This is a genomic window from Reinekea forsetii, assembly GCF_002795845.1.
GTDB classification, from domain to species: domain Bacteria; phylum Pseudomonadota; class Gammaproteobacteria; order Pseudomonadales; family Natronospirillaceae; genus Reinekea; species Reinekea forsetii.
This window is the reverse complement of record NZ_CP011797.1, coordinates 3,051,315-3,073,147: the sequence shown is the minus strand read 5'-3', so window position 1 is coordinate 3,073,147 and position 21,833 is coordinate 3,051,315. Positions and strand designations below refer to the sequence as shown.

Genomic DNA, 21,833 nt, shown 5'->3' with positions numbered 1-21,833 from the left:
GCCCGCCTTGCGGGCTTTTTTTTGCCTGATCAATCTGGCTAAAGCGGGATTAGGATTGTCCGCCTAAGCGAGCCTGGAGGGCTTTGGGTAAACCCTTGACGACCAGATCATAGGAATCATCGAGCCAGCCCGCTAACAGGTCTTCGTCCAGCTCGGCGCTCAGGTCTATGGTGTTCCAATGTTTTTTGTTCATATGATAACCGGGTATGACCGCCGCGAAGCTGGCGCGCAGGATCATCGCCTCTTGCGGATCGCACTTGAGATTGATCGTTAGCGGCGTATTGACCGACAGGGAAGCAAACATCTTACCGGCGACCTTATAGACCAACACATCGGGTCCAAAAGGCGTTTCTTCGCTGCTGCCCAGCTTGGCCAGGCAACGCTGGCGCCAGTAGTCGAGTCGATCGGCGGCCTGGTTATTGTGTGTCATCTGAATTCATCCCCCTTGCTAATTCGGCTCCACCCCGCCTAAGGATGACGGCTAGGATAGCCCGACTTGTGCCATCGTTGGCCTGACCGCTTCAGTGCGCCGGCCCGGCCCTACAGCCCGCCAAAATAATAGAAATGACAGGGAATTGCCATGCTTAGAATCGCCTTAACTCGAATAGTATCGGTCTTGCTAGCCACTGGGTGGGTACTGGCATCGACCCTTGCAGCGGCCTCGGACGCGTCTGTTGACGAGCTGTATCAAGCCCAGCCCAATGAAGCCGTGATCTACTATAAGCGCGCCGACGGCCAATATCAGGACTGGGGCCTACACCTCTGGGATGGCGATGGCCGAACCAATGGCGTCAATGAGCTGATCAGCAGCACGGCCTGGGATGTGCCGCTCGCCCCGGCGGGTGTGCACCCGGACTATGGCGCCTACTTTATCGTGCCGATGACTGGGCCGGACTGGGCTGACTTTATGTTTATTGTCCACCAGGGCAGTGACAAGGATTTAGGCGGCCTCGATCAGCTGTTCGACCGGGCCACGCTGGGCGGTCAACGGGTGTTTACCTTTGCCGGTGTCTCGAAGCTTTTCAGCGAACCTCACTTGGTGCCACCGATCGCCATCGAGGGTGCCGCGGCCCATTGGCTGGACCGACGTACCCTGGTCTTTAACCCCGGCCCGGTGCCCAGCGTGCGGCTCTATTACAGCGCCGATGCCGATATCCAAACCGATGCCATCGCGAAAAAAATCATCGGCGGGCGCTCGGTCGTGCTGACGCGCAGAACCTTAGGCGCTGAGCTGCGGGCCCGTTTTCCGCATCTGGCCGACTTTAAGGCCTGGACCGTTCCGGTAGACCTGGATATAGGCGCCGCCCTCAAGGGCCAACTGGTCGTTGCGACCTTTAATCCCGATGGCAGTCTGGCGGCCGCGACGCAGGTGCAGACCGCCGGCGTGCTCGACACACTCTATGCCGATGCGGCCGCCAACATCCAGCTGGGCGCTCAGAGCACTGGCCAAGTTACCCACTTTCGACTTTGGGCGCCCACCGCGCAGGCCGTGGCACTGCAACTCTATCCGCAGCTCGACCAACCGGCTCAGAGCCTACCGATGACCTTCAATGATCAGACCGGGGTCTGGTCTGCGACCCGCCCGGGCAACCTCCAGGGTCTCTACTACCGTTATCGAGTGCAGGTCTATCATCCCGACAGCGGGGCTATTGAACGCTATGAGGTCACCGACCCCTATAGTCTTAGCCTGAGCCGCAACAGTCGGTTCTCCCAGGTGGTCGACCTTGAGCACCCCAGTCTATTGCCGACCCATTGGGGCGAGACGGAGCACGGGCTCGGGGTCGCAAACACTGTCGCAAACACTGCCGGGGGAGCGGAAAGCAGGGTGATCTATGAAGCCCATCTGCGCGACCTCACCCTGAGCGACACCAGCGGTAGCGCCGCCCTCAATGGCAAATACGGCGCCTTTGGCGAACCCGAGCGCGCCAGCATGGCGCATCTTCAGGCGCTACAGCAGGCCGGTCTGACCCATCTGCATCTGTTGCCCAGCTTCGATATTGCCACTATCAACGAGTCTGCCGAGCAACAGGTCAAGCTTGACGACCCAGTCTCCCGGCTGTGCCAGCTCAGCCCGAGCATGCAAACCAGTTCATTTGCCGAACACTGTCAGAGCGACCAGAGCATCGCCTCGCTGCTGCGTTCATTGCCCGGCGACAGCGAACAACAGCAGGCCTTGATGGCCTATATCCGGCCCTTGGACAGCTTCAACTGGGGTTATGACCCCTATCACTTCACCGTGCCGGAGGGCAGCTATGCCAGCGACCCGCAGGGCTCGGCGCGCATTCTGGAATATCGTCAGATGGTTCAGGCGATCCACGCTATGGGGCTCAAGGTGGTAATGGATGTGGTCTATAACCACACCAATGCCGCCGGGCTAAGCGATAAGTCGGTGCTCGATCGGGTGGTGCCCGGTTATTACCAGCGCCGCAACCCGACCTCCGGCGCCGTGGAAAACTCCACCTGTTGTCAGAACACCGCGACCGAACAGCGCATGATGGCCAAGCTGATGATCGACTCGCTGGTGGTCTGGGCGCGCGACTATCAGATCGATGCCTTTCGCTTTGATCTAATGGGTCACCATATGAAAACCAATATGGAGCAGGCCTTGACGGCCGTGCAAGCGGTGCGCCCCGAGGTCTACTTCTATGGCGAAGGTTGGAACTTCGGTGAGGTGGCCGATGGTGCGCGCGGTGAAAACGCGGTGCAGTGGACCATGGCCGGCACCGGCATCGGCACCTTCAGCGACCGACTGCGCGATGCCGTGCGCGGCGGCGGTCCGTTCGATGAGGGTGCCGCGTTGCGCCGTAACCAGGGTTTTGCCAATGGCCTCTATTATCTGCCCAATGAACTGCGCCAAGATGCCGACCAGGACCGGGCCGATCTGCTCCACCAGGCCGACCTGATTCGGGTCGGCTTGGCGGGCAATCTGCGCGACTTCGTGCTGATCGACCGCACCGGTTTCCCGGCCCTGGGTCAGGACATTGACTACAACGGTCAACCGGCCGGATACACTCTGGATCCGCAAGAAAACATCTCCTATGTCTCCAAGCATGACAACCAAACCCTGTGGGATAACAACCAATATCGTATCGCCGATTCGGTCTCCACAGCTGACCGGGTGCGCATGCAGAATTTGGGCTTGGCGCTCAATCTGATGGTCCAGGGCGTGCCGTTCGTCCATATGGGCTCGGAGTTGTTGCGCTCCAAGTCGATGCAGCGCGACAGCTACGACAGCGGCGATTGGTTTAATAGCGTCGATTTTAGCGCGCAGGAATCGGGCTGGGCCCGCGGCTTGCCACGCCAGGATAAGGACGGCGGTAACTGGGCTTGGATTCGTCAGGCCTTTGCCAATGAGCGAACTTACAGCTCGCCCGCCGATCGCCAGCAGGCTGCGGCGGTGTTTAAAGAATTCCTCAGCATCCGCCAGAGCAGCCAGCTGTTTCACCTGAGCACGGCCGAGGCGGTGCAACAGCGGCTCGATTTTCACAACGTTGGCCCGAACCAGGTACCCGGCCTGATTGCCCTATCGATCAACGACGGCCAAGGCCTGGCGGATCTGGACCCCGAGGTGGATGCCATCCTGGTCTTGATCAATGCCGCCGACGTCAGCATGGGCCTGGCCGTGCCGGGTGCACAAGACTTTGTGCTACACCCTAATCAGCAGCAATCGATAGACCCAACGATTCGCCGGGCAGCCTTTGTCGCCGGCGAATTCCATCTGCCAGCCCTGAGCGTCGCCGTGTTTGTGCAACCCCAGCAGGGCGAGCAGGGTCCGGGTCTGCCCGTGCTCGGCAAAGACCTCAGCCAGCGGCCGCCGCTCGGCCGCACACCGCTGCATTTGCTCGGCACCGCGACCAGCTGGGATGTGCTCGATGCCAGTAATAGATTTCAGTATCAAGGCCAGGGCCGCTACGCGCTTGAACTGAGCCTCAGTAAGGGCTTTTATCGGCTGACCGTCGGCAATAAGGCCGATCTGAACTGGGGCCGACTGGGCGCGGTGCTAACAACTGACATACCGGTGGAGCTCGACAGCTCGGGCGGGGTGATGAATCTGCAGGTGGCTCAAGACGGCCGCTACCGATTTGCGGTGGATCTGACTGACCTGCAGCAACCTAGCTTTGCGGTGCAGCAGATCGATTAGGGGGTAAACCAATAGACCAAAAAAAACCGCCCGAGGGCGGTTTGATGGATTGTGGGTATTAGACGCGATTATTAATCGTAGATATCGTCATAGGTATCTGTGAGATCCGTATTATATGCCGTGGGAATGCCGCCGCTGAAGTCCTCGGTATAGACATCGTTCATGCTTATATCACCGTTGCTGTCTAGGCTATTGAGAATAAAGTTATCAAAACCAACGGGTTCCTGAACCCGCAGCAAGATTCGATTGTCGGTGCCACTACGAGTCGCCAAATCGGTTACGGTTAAATTGCCGACTGCCTCATAGGCGGTATCATTTTCACCCAGGACTTTGGTGTCCACCATCAGATCGTTGCCAAACACACGAATACGATAGGTTTTCCAGCTGCCGTTAAAAACACTGCGTGTTTCGCCATCGATCCAGTGCCAATTGTTGTCTGTATCCTCGTAGTCCACCCATGACCAGCTACCTAGGCCCATTCTGAAGTCCGTCCGTTGATTTGGCAGGCCACTGGCCACGTCAAATAGGTACAGTTCAACACCCTGCCAGTTGAAGTTCTTAGCATCAAAGGTCAGTTCAAAGTGATCCGGTGCCGAGGCGCCAACCAAATCATAGGTTGACCACTTACGGGTACCATCGCTCCGGCCGGCATAGAGCAGGGTCTCGTTAGTATCGACATACCAACCTGAGCTCGGGCGGGTGGTCACTGTTTGGCTCGCATCAGAGACGAGAGCGTTGCCGAAGACATCATTGGTGGTAGCGGCCACGGTTAGAGTGTAGGCGGTGTTGGCCGCCAGTGGCGCGGTGCCAGTACTGTCAGAGAGCCCTGTGACGTCTAGGTCGGGAATCAGATGCAGCGTCTTATTGACCCAGATTTTCATCATATCGATGGGGTTCGAAGCCCCATCTACTAGGCTCAGGTTTTCCTCAACCGAAGCAGTATTCATGCTGGTACTGAAGTCGATGCTCATGGAATAGAGGTTGTCCATGGACTGGAAAAACGTCAGGTTAGGCTCGTCTCCCGGGTCAATCTCAGTGCTGACCGCACGCAATACTTCGATATCTTGAATGGCCGATGCTGCACCAGAGGCCGAGGCGGACTCGGTTACAGTCAAGTAGACAGAGCTGTCGGTTTCCGGTGTGAACCGCGCTGTTTCGATAACACCGGTAACCACACTGTTGTTATCCTTCTTAAGCCCAGAGAAATGCAGCTCATCGCCGGCTAAACGCCAGTTGTATATTTCATAACGACCCACGCCATCAACAGGTGTGAGCAGTTGTGTCTGGAGGCGAGTAGTGAGGTCAACCATAATAATAACGTTGGCGGTTCCTAAGAAGGGTACGTCGACCGAGTCGCTGTAATAGAGCGTATCACCGGATACCTGGAAGGGCGTATTTTGCATCCAATCCCACCAGCTGACGCCGTCAGCCAAGACCAGCTCGAGCTTCGGCACGCCATCAAAGGGTAAGATTTGATAGACGGTCAGGGTGGTCTCCCAACCCGAGTGCACGCCATTCGCATCGATGGTATCACGACCGCCTTCAAACACACCGTAGATACGGCCGTTGTCGCCGACTAACAAACGGCGCGGTTTCGGGTTACCCCAGCCACTGCCGCCGCTATCGCCGCCAAAGAGCGAGGTATCTAAGCTGGCTTTCTCAACACCGCCTGCAGCACGTGGCCGAGCAAAGCGTAAGCCGTTTGCCGCACTGCCAGAGCCTTCAGCGCCAAAGATAACTGTATTGCTGTCGTCAACAGTAAAGAAATCCAGGCCCCAACCGGAGCTGAGATCTATCACACTATCGCCTTGTAACATCTTCAGTTCGGCCGACCAGGTTGATTCATTGCGGGATTGGTAAACCAATTCACCGGATTTCAGCACCGAGAAAAACTCGATATATTCGTTATCTTGGGTGATGGCGGTGGCTGTGTCTTCACCGACCAAACGACGGAAAATTCTAGGCTGCCAATCGGTCGTATCGAGCCATTTGTTAGTTCGAATTTCACAGATCTCTTGGTCGTTTTGATCATCAAAAAAACAATCGGTCCAGCTGTCTTCTTGCACCGAAAAGGTGGTGCCGGCAAAGTACAGATTGCCGTCACCATCGAATTGGATCGGCTTTTGATTGCCGCTGACTGCTTGCCTGTACTCGTCATTCATGTTCTGCACGAAGATACCCTCGGCGACACAGCTGTGCTCGTTGGTGGCAACGGTTACCTCCATTAGGGCGCATTTTGTTTCCGCGATTACCCGGGAAAAATCAATCCGGCGACCGTCGGCGTCAACGGCCTGTTCATCGTCGAACCAGCCTGGGTCAAGTGCCAGATAAATTTTATTGCCACTCGGGCTGCCCACTGAGTACATTACCTTGGTCGGAAAGTTGGTCTCCATAGCCGGCGTAAGGTCTCCTTGGTCGTCGAGTGCTAATAGGTTTGAGCCCACTACCTCGGATGCGTCACTCGAATCGCGTGACAGCACAGCCCGTTCGGAAATGCCCATGCGTGTCCTAGAGCCGCCAATAATGCGGTATTCGAACAGGCCTGTTTCGAGCGAACGAGTCCCCTCGGTAATATCCGCATTGGCGACCAAGGCGACAGCCGAGTCCATAGCAAAGTTCATGACTACGTCTACGTTGCCATCGCGGGTGATGGTCGTAAAGTCGTTGTTATCGGTGCTACTACTAGTGCCGTCATCTACGGGCACTTCACAGCCACTGAGAACCAGAGCTGTTGCGGCGATACAGAAGCCGAGTGCAGAATTTTTAATCATAGTGTTGATCCTGAAATGAATTGGTATTAAATCCCAGTCTGCATATAGGCGGAAAGGGATCCCAACTGTTATTAGCGTGCATTTGTTGCTGAGGTTAGCATAGCATCTGCCTCTAGGTCGCGCTCCAACTCGTCTTATTGACATATGTGGCAATTTCTCGTCTGAGGAACCCAAAAAAACAATAAGCTAAGCAATAGTAATGCTGCGTAGTAGCTACATTGACACTTATGTGTTTTTTGTGCGGTTATATTTTGACGCTAAGGCTCATTGTGTAATTTTTATCGTGCTTATTAGGAAGTTGATTCGCTTTTTTAAGGATGATCTCAAATATAAAAGCAGCGGGTCGGTATCGGATAATGCCGTATCGCACCAATTAGAGTCGTTATTAGTGGCCAAAGAGTCCTATAATGGCCGGTCATAACCTTATCAGCAGGAAGTCGCCCGTGGCAAAAACCCTAAGCCGAAATCTATTGGTGCGTATGCGTATCCAGCTCTCCATACTTATAGTGACGGTATTGGCTGTGCTGGTGATGGACAGCCAAGGCTGGGTGCTCCGCCTGGAGAATGCCCTGTTCGATTACCGCATCACCCAAACACGGTCCGCCACAGTGTTGCCCTCTGCCGTCAAGGTCGTGTTGATCGATGAATCGTCGATGGCCAAGATGTCCCAGAGTCTCGGTCAGTTTCCATGGCCTCGAACCGTCTACGCGGAGTTGTTGGAATTTTTCGATATGGCCGGTGCGCAGGCGGTGCTGTTTGATATTCTGTTTACCGAGCCGGAGCGCGCCCAGTTCGGTAACAGCGATAGCCTGTCCGACCACGATGCGCGCTTGGTGGAGGCCACGGCCGAATTCCCCTTCAGCGTTCACGCGGCCATGTTTAATTTGGATACGATCGATGAGGAGCTGAATGATCTAAACCAGGCTTTACCGCCGGGCGTGGTGGAGAAATTCAGTATCAAGCAGGTGCAATCGAACGGTACCGCTAAGTTAAACAGCTTTACCCTGCCGCTGCCGGAGTTAACCGCCGCAAGTTCCCATCTGGGCTTGGTCGGTGCCGATCCCGATGAAGACGGTATCTATCGACGATTGCGTTTGTTATGGCCTTATCAAGGTGACTATTTTCCAGCCTTTTCATTGGCCCCACTGTTGATCAATGAGCCCGATCCCATAATAGTCAGCAGTCCTTACCAGATGCGCTTCAATGATCGCGTTATCCCAACGGACAAGAACGACCGACTCTTAATCAATGTCTACGGCGACTACCGACCCTATCCGATCGCGCGTATTTTTCAGGCCTATGACCAAATTAAAAAAGGCGAGCTCGATCAGCTGGCAATCGATCCCTATGAATTTGAAAATGCGGTGGTGTTTATTGGCGCCAGCGCGGTCGGATTAGAAGATATCAAGTCGCTCGCCAATAACCGCAAAGCACCCGGTGTCTATCTGCACGCCGCCGCTTACGGCAATATAATAGACGATGATGGCCTGAGGATCGCTCAGCCCTGGGTGACCCGCTCTGCGGTGATTGCGGCCGCCATACTGGCCCTGGTGCTGATCTTTATGGTGCCGTCGTTCTCGTTAAAGATCGCCCTGTTATCGGCCCTGCCGGTGGCTTGGTGGTTCGTCACCGGTCGAGCCCTAGAGCAAAACGGGGTCATAGCTTTTTCCCTACCGGTACTGGCGCTGTTGCTCACAACCGGGGCCTCCTTTACTTATTTAAGCTTTACCGAGGGTGCAACCAAGAAACGGGTTAAGCGCATGTTGTCTCAGTATGTCTCAGCAGCCATGCTCGACCAGGCCATGGCCCAGTCAGACGATATCCTCCACGCCGGCGACGGGGTTGAGGAGGAGCTGTCGATTCTGTTTTCAGATATTCGCGGTTTTACCAACTTCTCAGAGACCTTGCCGGCCGTCGATGTCGTTCGACTGTTGAATTGCCATTTCAGTGAAATGAGTGAAGTTATTTTCAATAACAGTGGCACTCTGGATAAGTTTATTGGCGATGCCATGATGGCCTTTTGGGGCGCGCCGATTCAGGTCAACAACCATGCCGATCTAGCGGTGAAGGCCGCCCTGGATATGCTGGTACAAATTGTTGTGGTAAATCAGCTGTTAGCGGATAAGCAGTTGCCGCCGATTGAAATCGGCATTGGCATCAATACCGGCCGGGTGATTTTGGGCAACATAGGGTCCGATCGGAAGCTCGACTACACCGTCATTGGCGATGCGGTGAATTTGGCGTCGCGTATGGAAGGCATCACCAAAAGCTATGGCGTGCCGTTGGTGATTAGCGAGTCAACCCGTCTGAGCCTGCAGACCGACCGACCCTGTCTGATCCTGGATCACGTCCGAGTGAAGGGCAAGCTGCAGCCCGTGCCGATCTATTTACCGCTGCCGAACCAGCAGGAAGAACCCGACAACTATCAGCAGCATCTCGATGTTGCGTCAAACGGGCAGGCGGCCTTTGCGGCCTATCAGGCCGGGAACTGGTCTGAAGCAGAATCGCTCTACGCGCTGTTGCCGTTTGAGAAGTTACGGGACCTCTATTTAGCGCGGATTGCCAACTTTCGGGTCAATTCGCTTCCTGAAAACTGGGATGGTGTCTATACTTTCGAATCAAAATGAAACGATGGGGTCCGTATATGATGAAACAACCGATGGTCTGGTTACTTGCCGCTTTGGCATTGAGCCCCTTGGTCGCGGCTGAATCGCTCTACGTGCACAGCGCAAAAGCCTCTCTGCTGGCGGCGCCTAAATTCAATGCCGACATCCTAGTAAGCGTCGAGAAGGGCGCCGAACTGGTATTGATCGAGCAGCAGAAACGCTGGTTTCTCGTGCAATTCGATGATCAGACCGGTTGGGTGTCTTCCCTGTTGGTCAAGAGTGAGCCACCCTTGGATAAGGTCAGTGTGATCGGCTCGGATGCGGTCGAGATCACCGGGCAAACGCGCAGTCGTGCCTCCGAAGTGTCGACAGCAGGTGCAACACGTGGCCTCACCGAGTCGGATGCGAGCACAGATGATGGTGTGTCCGATTACAATGAATTGGTCGAGATGGAAGCTATTAGTGTGCCCGGAGAAGAAATAATAGAATTTGCCGATGCTATTGTGCGTGAAAACGGCGAATGAGGGCTTTGGGTAATCGGGTTCTGCTGGTCCTAGCCGCACTTGGGCTGGCCGGCTGTGTCAGCATGGACCAAGACTTCAGGGCGCGCTTGTCCGAATTGGACAAATCAGCCGATGCGCAAGGCGATGTCGAGGCAGAAGTGCTTTTTGGTCGTAAGGTCGCCGCCCGTCTGCTGGGCGGTTACGATGGGGTGTCAGACCAGGAGCTGCAGTACTATGTAAATCAGGTCGGCGCTTATCTGGTCCAGTTTGCCGGTCGTGATGAGATAGACTTTCATTTCTTAATTATCCAATCTGCCGAAATTAATGCCTATGCCCTGCCCGGAGGTTACATCTTTGTCACCTCGGCAGCGGTCGCGGCCATGCGCAATGAAGCCGAACTGGCGGGTGTGCTGGCACACGAAATTGCTCACGTCCGAGAAAAGCATATCGTTAAAGCATTGGATATTCGCGGTGTCTCGACCGGCGCCGCCTTGGGGCAGCTCACTTCAGGCGGTAACGACGCCTTTCGCGTTGCCTTGACCCAAGCATCGCAAGCGGCCTTGGCGATATTAACCGACGACGGCCTGCAACAGGAGGATGAATTTGATGCCGATGAGCTGGCTTTTTATATTCTGGTGCAAAGCGGTTACGACTCCCAAGCTTATCTCAATTTTTTAGCTCGCATCGACCAAGACCAGCAGCTGTCGACCCAAGAGGTGAGTCGAACGCATCCGGACATGTCGACTCGACTGAGTCGATTGCAAGGGCTGCGCGAGGCCAATGGTCTGGACAATCTACAATATGCTGTCGTCGAAGACAGATTTTTGACCTTCAAACGCTAAGGGATCTCTATGTTTAGGTATGGCACAGCAGTTTGGCTGTTTTTGGGAGTGGCCCCCTACCTGTTCGCCGATGCCGGCCGTAACATCAATCAGATCGTGGGCGATCGCGCCATCGGTATGGCTGGGGCCTATGCCGCGGTGTCGGATGACCCATCCGGTATGTACTACAATCCGGCGGGTATCGCCTATTCCAGTAGCGCGAACATTTCCGCTAACGTGAATACGCTGCAGAGCTATGCTATTACCTATGATGATGTTGTGGCCGGTGAGTTCGACTATGTGCGCGATAGCTTCCAGGTCTTACCCAATTTTTTCGGGGTTATTCAACCACTCGGCAACTATACGGTCGGTTTTTCGTCGACCATCGTCGACTCGGTACGAGAAAAACAGAGTCAGACTTTTAGCGATCTGACCGCCATTAATGTGGACAAATTTGTCTTCAATTTCGATCGCATTGATACCACCTACAATGTCGGGCCGAGCGTGGCTCGGGTTCTGGATAATAAGCTGGCCGTTGGCCTCAGTATGCATCTGCATTATCGTTCGGCGGAGTCGATCTCGAATCAACACATTAAGTTCTCTGCCGCATCGGGCAACAATATATCCTGGAATAATAGCTACGCTGAAATCAAAGAAGTTGGCATTCGACCCAAGTTAGGCCTTATTTGGTCTCCGATGCAGTCCTTGTCCTTCGGCCTAAGTGCTGACAAAACCTTTCTTATTAGCGGCAACCTGACCAGTCAGGTGAGCGCGTGTGGCACGGATTTGACGAATATAGGCTGCCAAACACAAAGTGACCCAAGTATCACCGCAACCGCGTTTGAACGCGACTACCCTTGGCAAGTGCGCATGGGCGGTGCCTGGTTCCCGTCAAATGTCCTGCTAGTCAGTGCCGATCTGATCTACAACAGCCCGACCTATGATGACTCCGGTGACGGCGTGTTGTTGTCAACGGTTGATGGCGCGCTTGGTGTGGAATGGTATTGGTCGCCGAAATGGGCTTTGCGCTCCGGTCTCTACACCGCTAATGCCAATACGCCGGAACTGGCCCTCGGCTCGATTAATCAGGCCGGCCACGTCGACTTGATCGGTGCCACCGTGAGTATCACCCGCTTTAATCAGGGCTCGTCTATTTCACTAGGAACCTTGCTTAACTACGGTCAGGGTCAAAGTCAGCTTTTCCCGACCGTTGCATCGTTACTACAAACAACCACAATCGTCGGCGGCACGGTATTTTTTACCACGTCCTATCGCTACTAGGCACTCGCTCCTGACAAGAACCATCGTCACCGCTGCCGACACGGCTCAATGCCGCTCAGGGCGGTGATGACGGGATAGCCCTATTGCACCGCCGAGCGAATGCAATAAAATATTACCGGAGGCTAAGTCATTTTAAACTCCAATTTCTGGCGCACATTTGCCTTGCCGCTGCTGATGCTAACCGCCTGCAACACGATGCCAACGGATGGCGATTTTCGCGCCCGTGCCTCCGATTTACTTAAAACGGCCGACAATGCCGCCGATGTGGATGCTGAAATCCGCTTCGGCCGCGAAGTTGCCGCACGCTACTTGGGTGTCGTCGATGCTGTCGATAACAACGAACTGCAACGTTACGTCAGTACCTTAGGCGGCTATTTGGCACAATATTCCGGACGTAGCGAGCTCGTTTTTCACTTTCGAGTGGTCGATTCGCCGACTATTAACGCCTATGCGATGCCGGGTGGTTATATTTTCTTAACCTCAGGTACTTTAGCCCTAATGCGCAACGAGGCCGAATTGGCCGGTGTCCTAGCCCATGAAATTGCCCATGTACGAGAAAAACACATCGTCAAGGCGCTCAATATTCGCGGGCTGGGCTCCGGCGCCACGCTTTCTCAGCTCGCCTCCGGTGCCAGTGATGCCTTTCGTGTCGCGCTGGATCAGGCGACTGATGCGGCCTTGGGTATTTTACAGGCCGATGGCCTGCAGCAGGATGACGAGTTCAGCGCCGATGAAATTGGTCTGTTTATTATGGTCCAAGCCGGTTATAACCCGGATGCCTATTCCGAGTTTCTGGCGCGGGTCAGTCAGGCTGCCGGCAGCGACCGGGCTCAGATGTCTCAGACCCATCCGTCCTTTGTGGATCGGCTAGACAAAATCGAGGTCATTAAAATCACCCATGGTCTTAATGACCTCGATTATGCTCTACTGGTGAACAGATTTAAGGCCTTTAACCCGTGAACGCTCCGTTGCGGTCGGCCCTAGGAAGGAAATCCATGACCCGTCAAGTGCTAGCGCTGTTGGCGCTCTATATTGCACCGCTCAGTCTGTACGCGAATCCGAATCACAATATCAATCAGGTAGTCGGTGACCGCGCCTTGGGCATGGCGGGTGCCTATGCCGCGATTTCCGACGATCCGGCCGGTATGTATTACAACCCGGCTGGTATTGCTTACAGTCGCAGCGCCAATATTTCGGCCAACGTCAACACCGTGCAATCGCTCAACATTACCTACCAGGACGCCTTGGCCGAAGAATTCGATTACAATCGCAACAGCTTCCAGGTCTTGCCCAATTTCTTTGGTGTGGTGCAGCCTTTGGGGGGGTGGATGGTTGGCTTCTCCTCGTCGATCGTCGATTCGGCGCAAGAAAATCAGGACCAGAGTTTTCTCGCCTTTGACCATATTGAAAGTTTAATCCTCAATATTAGCAATCTCGATACGGTCTATAATGTGGGGCCAACGGTCGCCAAGAAACTTAACGATGATCTGTCCATCGGTCTATCGCTGCATTTCCATTATCGGCGGGCCGAATTTGTTAATAACCAGTTTGTTAAGTACAACGCTACCGACGAGAATAATCGGGATACCCAGTGGGTTAATTATTATCGCAAGTTGAGCGAGCAGGGTGTTCGCCCCAAGCTGGGGATTCAGTGGTCGCCCCTGCCGCATTGGTCGCTGGGTCTGATGGTTGATAAGACCTTCTTGGTTAGCGCCACCGAAACTCGGCAGCTGGCCCGATGTGTAACCGATAGCACTGCTGTTGGCTGTTTAACGGAGCAGGTGCCGGAGATTATTACTTATCAGGATACCCGAACTTACCCATGGCAAGTGCGCACGGGTATTGCTTGGTTCCCGAGCAGTGTATTGCTGATCAGTGCCGATGCTATCTATAGCACGAGCTCAGCAGCCATTGGTGGCTTTAGCGGCCGAGAGCCGACGCTCGATGGAGCAGTGGGCCTGGAGTGGTATTGGACACCGCGCTGGGCCCTGCGCGCTGGACTCTACACCGCCTTCGCCAGCACACCAGAGGTGGATCCAACCCGTTCAGGTCAAGTTCAAGAAGCTCATATTGATATCTATGGCGTGACCAGTAGCATTACCCGCTTTAACGAGGGTTCGGCCATATCCATAGGCCTAATGGGCAATTATGGCAATGGCGATAGCCAGATCGTAGAGGATTCGACTACGATCCAGCAAACCACGATCTTGGGCATGACGGCCTTTTTCACCACCTCCTATCGATACTGATGCCCATGAATGTCCAGCCGCGCCAGAAACCCGAGCCAATTTACGCCCATCCCAACCTATACCAGGTGGTCAATGTCCAAAACAGTTTGCGCCTGCAACGCATTGAGACCAGTCTACGCAATGAATTTGCCGCCGGTGGGGCCGGTGAGTTATCACCGATCGATGTCTGGCCGCAGCTCTGGCTAGTGAACGAATGGGATCGCGATGCAGCGCAGCGGCTGATTCAGGAGGCCACCGCCACAGACGTGGAGGAGTGGTTTTGTGGCGCGTGCGGCGAACAGAATGGTGGCGCGTTTGAACTGTGTTGGTCTTGTCGCCACGAACGCTCAGCGCCTTAGTAACGCAAACCAGCGAGTGAAATTGAGCACACCCAAGAGTGCCTGGGCGACATAGGTCAGGGCGCAGGCGAGCAGAATGGTGCGCACCTTTTTCATATCCCGGTTCGAGACATAGTTGCCCTCGCTCAGGATCGGCAGGGCCCGGCCGAATGAGGCGTCGAACTCGACGGGCAGGGTGACAAAATGAATAATGGTCGATAAGAACATTGAACCGATAAAAAAAACCAATACCAGTCGTGCCACGGGGGCCAGCCCGGGCACCATGGCCAGCAGCGGAATTACAAACACCGCCAAGCCGGCCAAGCGCTGTATCTTTACAGCTTGCTTCGCCAGTATCGTGCGAGTGCTCAGCGCCCGATAGGCTTTGGCATGCTGCAAGGCGTGGCCGAACTCGTGCGCCGCAGTGGCGATCGCGGTTAGACTCTTCTGGTTCATGACCGCATCGGTCAGGCGGACGGTTTTGCTCTCCGGGTCATAGTGGTCACCCAGTTCGGTTAGCTCCAACGACACCTCGCTCAGCTCAAAACGCTTGATCAGATGCGTGGCCAGTTCACCGCCGGTCCCGGACAGATCATCGCGCACCCGACTGTTGCGCGCCAAAACCCGCTTCACCCACAGGCCCGGCCCAACCAATAGGCCTAGGACCAGCACAACTAACAGGATAATCGGCATACTCAGGCCTCCGCGAGACGTTGTTGTATCGAGCGCAGAATCCCCGCGCTGTCTAGGCCCACGGCCGCCAACATGCGCTGCGGTGGCGCGTGGTCGGTGTAGGCATCGGGCAAGCCGAGCTGCAAACAATGGCACAGGATGCGCTCGGCGCTGAGCACCTCGGTGATGGCCGATCCGGCGCCGCCCATAATGGTGTTTTCTTCTACTGTGACGATCAGTTCATGCTGCTGAGCGGCCAAGATAATCGCCGCCCGATCGATTGGCTTGATGAAGCGCATGTTAATCAGCGTAGCATCGAGTTGTTCGGCCACCGCCATGCAGGGTGCCACCATGCTACCAAAGGCGAGGATGGCGACCTGATGGCCCTGGCGTAATGTCTCAGACTGTCCGATGGGCAGGCAGGTTAGGTCGTTGGCAATCTCAACTCCGGGACCGGTACCGCGTGGGTAGCGCACCGACGCCGGACCCGGGTGCATAAAGCCGGTGCTGAGCATCTGTCGGCACTCGGCCTCGTCTTTCGGGGCCATGACCACCATATTGGGCACGCAGCGTAGGAAGGTATAGTCAAAGCTGCCGGCGTGCGTCGGGCCGTCTTCACCGACCAAGCCGGCCCGATCGATGGCGAAGAGGATATTCAGGTTTTGTAGGGCAACATCGTGGATCAGCTGGTCGTAGGCGCGTTGTAAGAAGGTTGAGTAGATCGCCACCACCGGCTTTAGGCCGGCGCAGGCCATGCCGGCGGCAACCGTCACCGCGTGTTGCTCGGCGATCGCGACATCGTGATAGCGCTCGGGATAGCGCGCCGAAAAGGCCACCATATCGGAGCCTTCGCGCATGGCTGGGGTAATGCCGACCAGGTGCTTATCGTGCGCGGCCATATCGCACAGCCATTGGCCAAAGACACTGGAATATTTGGGTTTAGTCGGCCCTTTGACGACATCGGCGGGTGCTTGGCGCTCAATCTTATTGATGGCGTGATATTTGATCGGTTCATTTTCCGCCGGTAAGAAGCCCTTACCCTTCTGGGTCGCGACGTGCAAAAACTGCGGTCCCTTAAAAGTCTTGATATTGCTCAGGGTCTGCACCAGCTCGATCACATCGTGGCCATCGACCGGACCAACATAGTTAAAGCCGAGTTCTTCAAACAGGGTGCCGGGTGCGACCATGCCCTTCATATGCTCCTCGGCTTTGCGGGCGAACTCCAGCATCGGCGGCAGATTTTTCAGTACCTTCTTGCTGTTCTCGCGCAGATGAGAGTAAGTCTTGGAGGAGAATACGCGTGAGAAGGCGCGATTTAGGGCACCGACGTTTTCGGAGATCGACATATCGTTGTCGTTCAATACCACCAGAATGTTGGCGCCATCGTGGCCGGCGTGATTGAGTGCCTCGAAGGCCATGCCGGCGGTGATGGCGCCATCGCCGATTACCGCAATCGCCTGTTGGTCCCGACCCTGTAAACGATCGGCAATGGCCATGCCAAGCGCGGCAGAAATGGAGGTGCTGGAATGGCCGACACCGAAGGTGTCATAGTCACTTTCGGCACGGTGCGGGAAGGCATGCAGGCCGCCTTCCTGGCGGATGGTTGGCAAGCGCTCGCGGCGCCCGGTCAAGATCTTATGCGGGTAGGCCTGATGGCCGACATCCCAAACCAATTTTTGCGCCGGCGTGTCGTAGACATAGTGCAGGGCAATGGTCAGCTCAACGACGCCCAGACCGGCGCCAAAATGGCCGCCGGATTGACCGACGCTGTAAAGCAAAAAGGCACGCAGCTCATCGGCCAGGAGCGGTAACTGATGCACAGCCAGCTGCTTTAGATCGGCGGGGCTGTCGATCGTATCGAGCAACTCGGTGGTTGGGCGAACTTTCGGAATGTGGTCAAAAACCTTCATCTATTACCCTGATTTTACAGAAAACCGCCTACGGCGCAGCGCCCAGAGCGGACTGCGGCTAGTGTACCCAAAAGAATCGCCGATGGGAGTGCCTATTGTCTTATTTCTGCCATCCAAGATGGTTTGACCGGCGTATGTTAGACTATTCTTAAATTTTTTTTGGAGTTTGTATGTCTATTCGCTGGCGTCGTTGGTTATATCCCTTGCTGGTTTTGATCGTTGGCGCCGCCGTGGGCAGTTGGTTGATGTCTAATCCGGTCGCCCGCGCGGGTAAACCAGAGGCCGGCGTGGTTGTGGACCCCTTGCTCGATGCCCCAACGGTGGCGGCGCTAGCGCCGTTGTCTCAATCTTATGCTCCGCAGATGCAACTCTACAGTCAGTTGCAGAGTCGCCAGCAGGTCTCGGTAACCAGTCCGGCCAGTGCCGATGTGTTGGCAGTTCGGGTCCAAGAAGGCGATAGCGTTGAGGCTGGCGCGGTTTTAATCGAATTAGACACCCGCGCCCTGACCCGTCAGGTTGATCAATTAGCAGCACGTCGCCAAGATTTAAATGCTCGGCGCGCGCTCGAGGCGCAGCAGCATGACAGCAATAAGAAGGCCCTGGACATCGAACGCAATCTGGTCGCCATCGCGCGACGCAGCGTCGAACGCTTGACCGACCTGAAGGCTCGTAATCTGACGTCCTCATCTGAAATGGAAGTAGTCGAACGCACCTATCAAAACCAACTCTTAGCACTGCAGAATCGTGAGCTGGCAATAGCACGATTCCGCTTAGTGGATCAGCAGTATCAGGCACAGGGTGTCGATTTGGACAGTCAACTCGATCAGGCCAAACAAGCCCTGGCCGAGGCGACCATCAGCGCTCCTTTTGCCGGTCGCGTCTCGCGCGTGCTGGTTCAGGTCGGTGCGCAGGTCCAGTCTGGCGCAGCGTTACTGACCCTAGTGGACCCCGATCAGCAGCAGCTCGTTGCGTGGGCCGCGGCGAGCAGCTTGGCCGGCGTGGATTTGTTAAGCGGACTCAGCGGCAACCTGGCACTGGACGCCCAACTGGGTAACCAAGCCGACATTCAGACCGTCGGTGTGGCGCTGTCCTATGTTGATCCTGCCTCAGATGGCGGCAGCCTGCGGTTGTTTTTCGCCACTGACCCGGGGGCTAATACCTTAGTGCTCAATCGCTATTATCGACTGTGGATCGATCTGCCGCGAGTGGAAGCTTTCGCCGTGCCGCAAACCTCGGTCTACAGTGATCAATATGTTTATCGAGTCGAGAACGATGCCTTGGTTCGGGTGCCGGTCCAGATGGTCGGCGATCGCTTGCAGGATGGTGAGCTCTGGCGCTTGGTCACCGGTGACCTTGACGGTAGCAAGGTATTAGCAACCCGATTGCAAGAAGCCGCCCAAGGGTTGGCGGTGCGTGTTGCTAGCACACCCAACTCGCTTGTTTTGCGCTAGGAGAATTCGATGACCGGAATCATAAGCGCTTTTGCCAAGCATCGGATCGCCCCGAATGCGATGATGTTTATCGTTATCTTTCTCGGCCTGATTGGCCTGGATCGGCTCAATACCCAGTTTTTACCCGACTTCGATCTTAATTTGGTGCGGGTCAGTACGCCTTGGCCGGGTGCCAGTGCTGAAGATGTTCAAGAGGGTCTCTCTATCCCGGTCGAACGCGCCATTCTTGGTTTGACCGACGTCAAGCGGGTCACCACGACCAGCATCGAGGGGCGGGCAGAGATGACCGTGACGCTAAACGATTCGGCCGCTCCGATCGAGCAGGTCATGAGCGATATCGAGAGCGTCATTGCCGCTCTGTCGCTGCCCGATGGCGCCGACGACACGGTGGTCGATGCCGTAGTGGTCTTCGACCCAGTCGCCGATGTCCTGATCTACGGGGATCTGACACTTGAGGAGTTGGAACTGCTCAGCGACCGGGCTGAAAAAAGCCTCAAGGCGTCAGGGATTCGCCAAGTTGTGGTCAGTGGCCTACCGGAGCGGCGCATTGAAGCGGAGTTAACGATCAATGACTATCTCAGTGTCGGGGTTGGTCTGGACCAGATCGGCGAGCAGTTTGCTCGCTCGAACATCAATGCCCCAGCCGGCATTACCGGAGCCGACGCGGTAACCACGCAGATTCGCGTGCGTAATGCCGAACAGACGGCCACTAATTTAGCCCGACAGAGCGTCACGCTTAATGACCAACTGTTGAGTCTCGACCAGATCGCCGACGTGTCGAGTCTTCGCGATGACAGTCAGAGCCTGATTTTTTATCAAGATTTGCCTGCCTTGAAGCTCAGCCTGAGCCGTTCCGGTGAACAGGATACGCTGGAAATGGCCGATGCATTGGCCGCCTGGCAGACCGATTTCGCCGAACAATTGCCCGGCGGAGCCCAGATCCTGGTCTACAACGAGACCTATAAGTTTGTTCAATCGCGAGTCAGTATTATCGTCAATAACGGCCTGAGTGGGCTGGTATTGGTCTTGATAGTGTTATTTATCTTTCTCAATCATCGACTGGCTTGGTGGGTCGCCGTTGGCGTGCCGGTGTCCTTTTTAGCAACCTTTATGTTCCTGGAATTGTCCGGCAATTCAATCAATGTGATCAGCCTGCTTGGATTTCTGATTGCGCTCGGGGTGATCGTCGATGACGCCATCGTGGTGGGGGAAAACGCTTACGCCAATATGGCCAATGGCGATGAGCCAGAGGCGGCGGCGATAAAAGCGGCGAAACGCATGTTGCCGGCGGTGGTTGCCTCATCGGTGACTACCATCGCGGCCTTCCTGCCGTTGTTGCTGGTCGGCGGGCCATCGGGCGCGTTCACCAAGGGTGTCCCGATTGTTGTGATTATGGCCATACTCGCGTCGCTGATCGAATGTTTTCTGATCTTACCGGGCCATTTGGCGCACAGCTTTAAGAAGGGCCAAGCCAGAACGCCGAGCCGCTGGCGGCAAGCTTTTGAACGCGGTTTTGACGCCTTTCGTCAGAAGGGTGTACGCCGTGTGGTGACTTGGGCTGTCGATTATCGCGCGACTACTTTCACGCTGGTGATCATGGCCTTAGTGCTGTCGATCATGCTGGTCGTGTCTGGGCGGGTCAAATTCGTCTTCTTCCCCGCCATTCAAGCCCCTCAGGTGCAGTTGCAGGCGGAGTTTGCCGAAGGTACCCCGCAAGCGACCATAGAGGCTTTCTTGATTGATATGGAGCAAGCCTTGTTGAGCGTCGAACGCGATGCTGGCGAGCCTCTGGTATCGACCATCATCCGTGAATTGCAGGCCGGCTCAGCGCAACGCGGCGAGCTCTTTGTTCAGCTCGATGCCGGTACCGATCGCGGTCTGTCCAATACCCAGATCATCAGCGCCTGGCGGGCCAAGGTCACGCCACCGGCTGGCTTGGTAAAGCTTAGCTTTGTGGAAGGTCAACAAGGTCCCTCTACCAACGGCGTGAGTGTGCGTTTAATCTCCGAAGACCTAGCCCAATTGCAGGGTGCCAGTCAGTTGCTCAAGATGGAGTTAGCGGAAATGACCGGTCTGCTCGATATTCGCGATGACCTGCCCTTAGGCGCGGAACAAATAAATTTGAAGCTGACGGCAGATGCCCAGGCTTTGGGGCTCACCCCAACCATGCTGGCCCGCTCATTGCGTGAATTTGTCGACGGCTATGAAGTACAAAGTCTGCAGGTCGAGGGCGAGGAGTTGTCGCTGGTGTTGCGTATCCGTGAGACCGATGTCGACAGTTGGTTTGCCTTAGCGCAATTACCAATCGCCTTGGGCAATGGTGCTTTTCGGCCGCTCGCGGCCTTGGCCAGCCCGAGCTCTGAGCGAGCCATTCAACAACTTAGCCGAGTCGATGGCGAGCTGTCAGCGGTCATTACCGCCCAGTTGGCCAACCGAGGCGTTAACCTGACTGAAATCAATCAGGCGATCGATCAAGACATGCGTGCCCAACTGAGTAATGCCTTTCCCAATGTTCGCCTCGATGTAGAGGGCGATCAAGCGTCTCAGGCGGAATTCTTTGCCGACGTTAAGACCGGCGGACTGTTCGGTCTAGCGCTGATCTTTATCACCCTAGCTTGGGTGTTTGAGAGCTGGACCTGGCCCTTTGCCGTGATCAGTGCGATTCCATTCGCCCTGACCGGTGCCATCGTAGGCCACTGGGTGTTGGATCTGGATCTGAGTGTGTTAAGTATCTACGGGCTATTCGGTTTATCGGGGATTGTGATCAATGATTCCATTGTTCTAGTTAGTTTCTATCGAGAATTGCGTAGCCAAGGCATGCCGATGCGCGAGGCGGTCATCGAGGCCAGTGTGCAGCGTTTCCGCGCCGTTCTGCTGACCACGCTGACCACCGTGGGCGGCCTAACACCATTGATGTTCGAAACCTCGTTCGATGCTCAATTTTTGATTCCCCTAGCGGCCGGCATCGCTTTCGGTCTGATGTATGGCATCGTGCTGATTCTGCTCTTCGTGCCCGCCATGCTACTGTCGTTGGAGAATTTTTTGGCCCGGTTCAATACCCCGACAGATCGCTCGTTAGCTGAACCGGTGTTGGCAGCGATAGAGCCATAG

The 21,833-nt window shown here is 55.5% G+C and carries 14 protein-coding genes; 10 read left to right on the top strand and 4 right to left on the bottom strand.

Annotated elements, in window-relative coordinates; genetic code table 11:
* Positions 1-49 precede the first annotated feature (49 nt).
* Positions 50-430 carry an MmcQ/YjbR family DNA-binding protein gene (locus REIFOR_RS14055; protein WP_100258167.1) on the bottom strand — a complete coding sequence of 127 codons (381 nt, stop codon included), beginning with the start codon at positions 428-430 and terminating at the stop codon, positions 50-52.
* A gap of 150 nt (positions 431-580) precedes the next feature.
* Here REIFOR_RS14055 and pulA point away from each other — a divergent pair, with 150 nt between their 5' ends.
* Positions 581-4,141, top strand: coding sequence for a pullulanase-type alpha-1,6-glucosidase (gene pulA, locus REIFOR_RS14050; RefSeq protein WP_100258166.1), 3,561 nt, complete (start codon positions 581-583; stop codon positions 4,139-4,141).
* Between the two features lie 71 nt (positions 4,142-4,212).
* Here pulA and REIFOR_RS14045 read toward each other — a convergent pair whose 3' ends face one another.
* Complete coding sequence (locus REIFOR_RS14045; RefSeq protein WP_100258165.1) at positions 4,213-6,912, bottom strand: Ig-like domain-containing domain; 2,700 nt, start codon at positions 6,910-6,912, stop codon at positions 4,213-4,215.
* 443 nt (positions 6,913-7,355) lie between these two features.
* Here REIFOR_RS14045 and REIFOR_RS14035 point away from each other — a divergent pair, with 443 nt between their 5' ends.
* The 7 genes from REIFOR_RS14035 to REIFOR_RS14005 all read left to right on the top strand — a co-directional run bounded on the left by REIFOR_RS14035 (position 7,356) and on the right by REIFOR_RS14005 (position 14,710).
* A complete protein-coding gene (locus tag REIFOR_RS14035) occupies positions 7,356-9,539 on the top strand; it encodes a CHASE2 domain-containing protein (RefSeq protein WP_158524394.1) in 2,184 nt (727 codons plus the stop codon).
* A 17-nt stretch (positions 9,540-9,556) separates the two neighbouring features.
* Positions 9,557-10,042, top strand: a complete 486-nt coding sequence (locus REIFOR_RS14030) for an SH3 domain-containing protein (RefSeq protein ID WP_158524393.1) — start codon at positions 9,557-9,559, stop codon at positions 10,040-10,042.
* Positions 10,039-10,863 (top strand): M48 family metalloprotease, encoded by an 825-nt coding sequence (locus REIFOR_RS14025; RefSeq protein WP_100258161.1) that lies wholly within the window; start codon positions 10,039-10,041, stop codon positions 10,861-10,863. Before REIFOR_RS14030 ends, REIFOR_RS14025 begins: the two co-directional genes overlap by 4 nt.
* 9 nt (positions 10,864-10,872) lie before the next feature.
* A complete protein-coding gene (locus REIFOR_RS14020) occupies positions 10,873-12,123 on the top strand; it encodes an OmpP1/FadL family transporter (protein WP_100258160.1) in 1,251 nt (416 codons plus the stop codon).
* Positions 12,124-12,285: 162 nt separating this feature from the next.
* The gene (locus REIFOR_RS14015) at positions 12,286-13,083 is read left to right on the top strand and encodes a M48 family metalloprotease (protein WP_100258159.1); all 798 of its coding nucleotides are present in this window, start codon (positions 12,286-12,288) and stop codon (positions 13,081-13,083) included.
* 35 nt (positions 13,084-13,118) lie between these two features.
* Entirely contained in the window at positions 13,119-14,372 is a 1,254-nt protein-coding gene (locus tag REIFOR_RS14010; RefSeq protein WP_100258158.1) for an OmpP1/FadL family transporter, read from the top strand.
* A gap of 5 nt (positions 14,373-14,377) precedes the next feature.
* The gene (locus REIFOR_RS14005) at positions 14,378-14,710 is read left to right on the top strand and encodes a putative signal transducing protein (RefSeq protein WP_100258157.1); all 333 of its coding nucleotides are present in this window, start codon (positions 14,378-14,380) and stop codon (positions 14,708-14,710) included.
* On the opposite strand, the gene REIFOR_RS14000 is transcribed toward REIFOR_RS14005, so the two are convergent.
* Positions 14,699-15,382, bottom strand: a complete 684-nt coding sequence (locus REIFOR_RS14000) for a zinc metallopeptidase (protein ID WP_100258156.1) — start codon at positions 15,380-15,382, stop codon at positions 14,699-14,701. The two genes, REIFOR_RS14005 and REIFOR_RS14000, sit on opposite strands and share 12 nt — an antisense overlap.
* A gap of 2 nt (positions 15,383-15,384) precedes the next feature.
* Positions 15,385-17,271 carry a 1-deoxy-D-xylulose-5-phosphate synthase gene (gene dxs / locus REIFOR_RS13995; RefSeq protein WP_100258155.1) on the bottom strand — a complete coding sequence of 629 codons (1,887 nt, stop codon included), beginning with the start codon at positions 17,269-17,271 and terminating at the stop codon, positions 15,385-15,387.
* Between the two features lie 170 nt (positions 17,272-17,441).
* Between dxs and REIFOR_RS13990 the strand changes: the two genes are divergently transcribed.
* Both REIFOR_RS13990 and REIFOR_RS13985 read left to right on the top strand, forming a co-directional pair.
* Positions 17,442-18,722, top strand: a complete 1,281-nt coding sequence (locus REIFOR_RS13990) for an efflux RND transporter periplasmic adaptor subunit (protein WP_100258154.1) — start codon at positions 17,442-17,444, stop codon at positions 18,720-18,722.
* Between the two features lie 9 nt (positions 18,723-18,731).
* Entirely contained in the window at positions 18,732-21,833 is a 3,102-nt protein-coding gene (locus tag REIFOR_RS13985; protein WP_100258153.1) for an efflux RND transporter permease subunit, read from the top strand.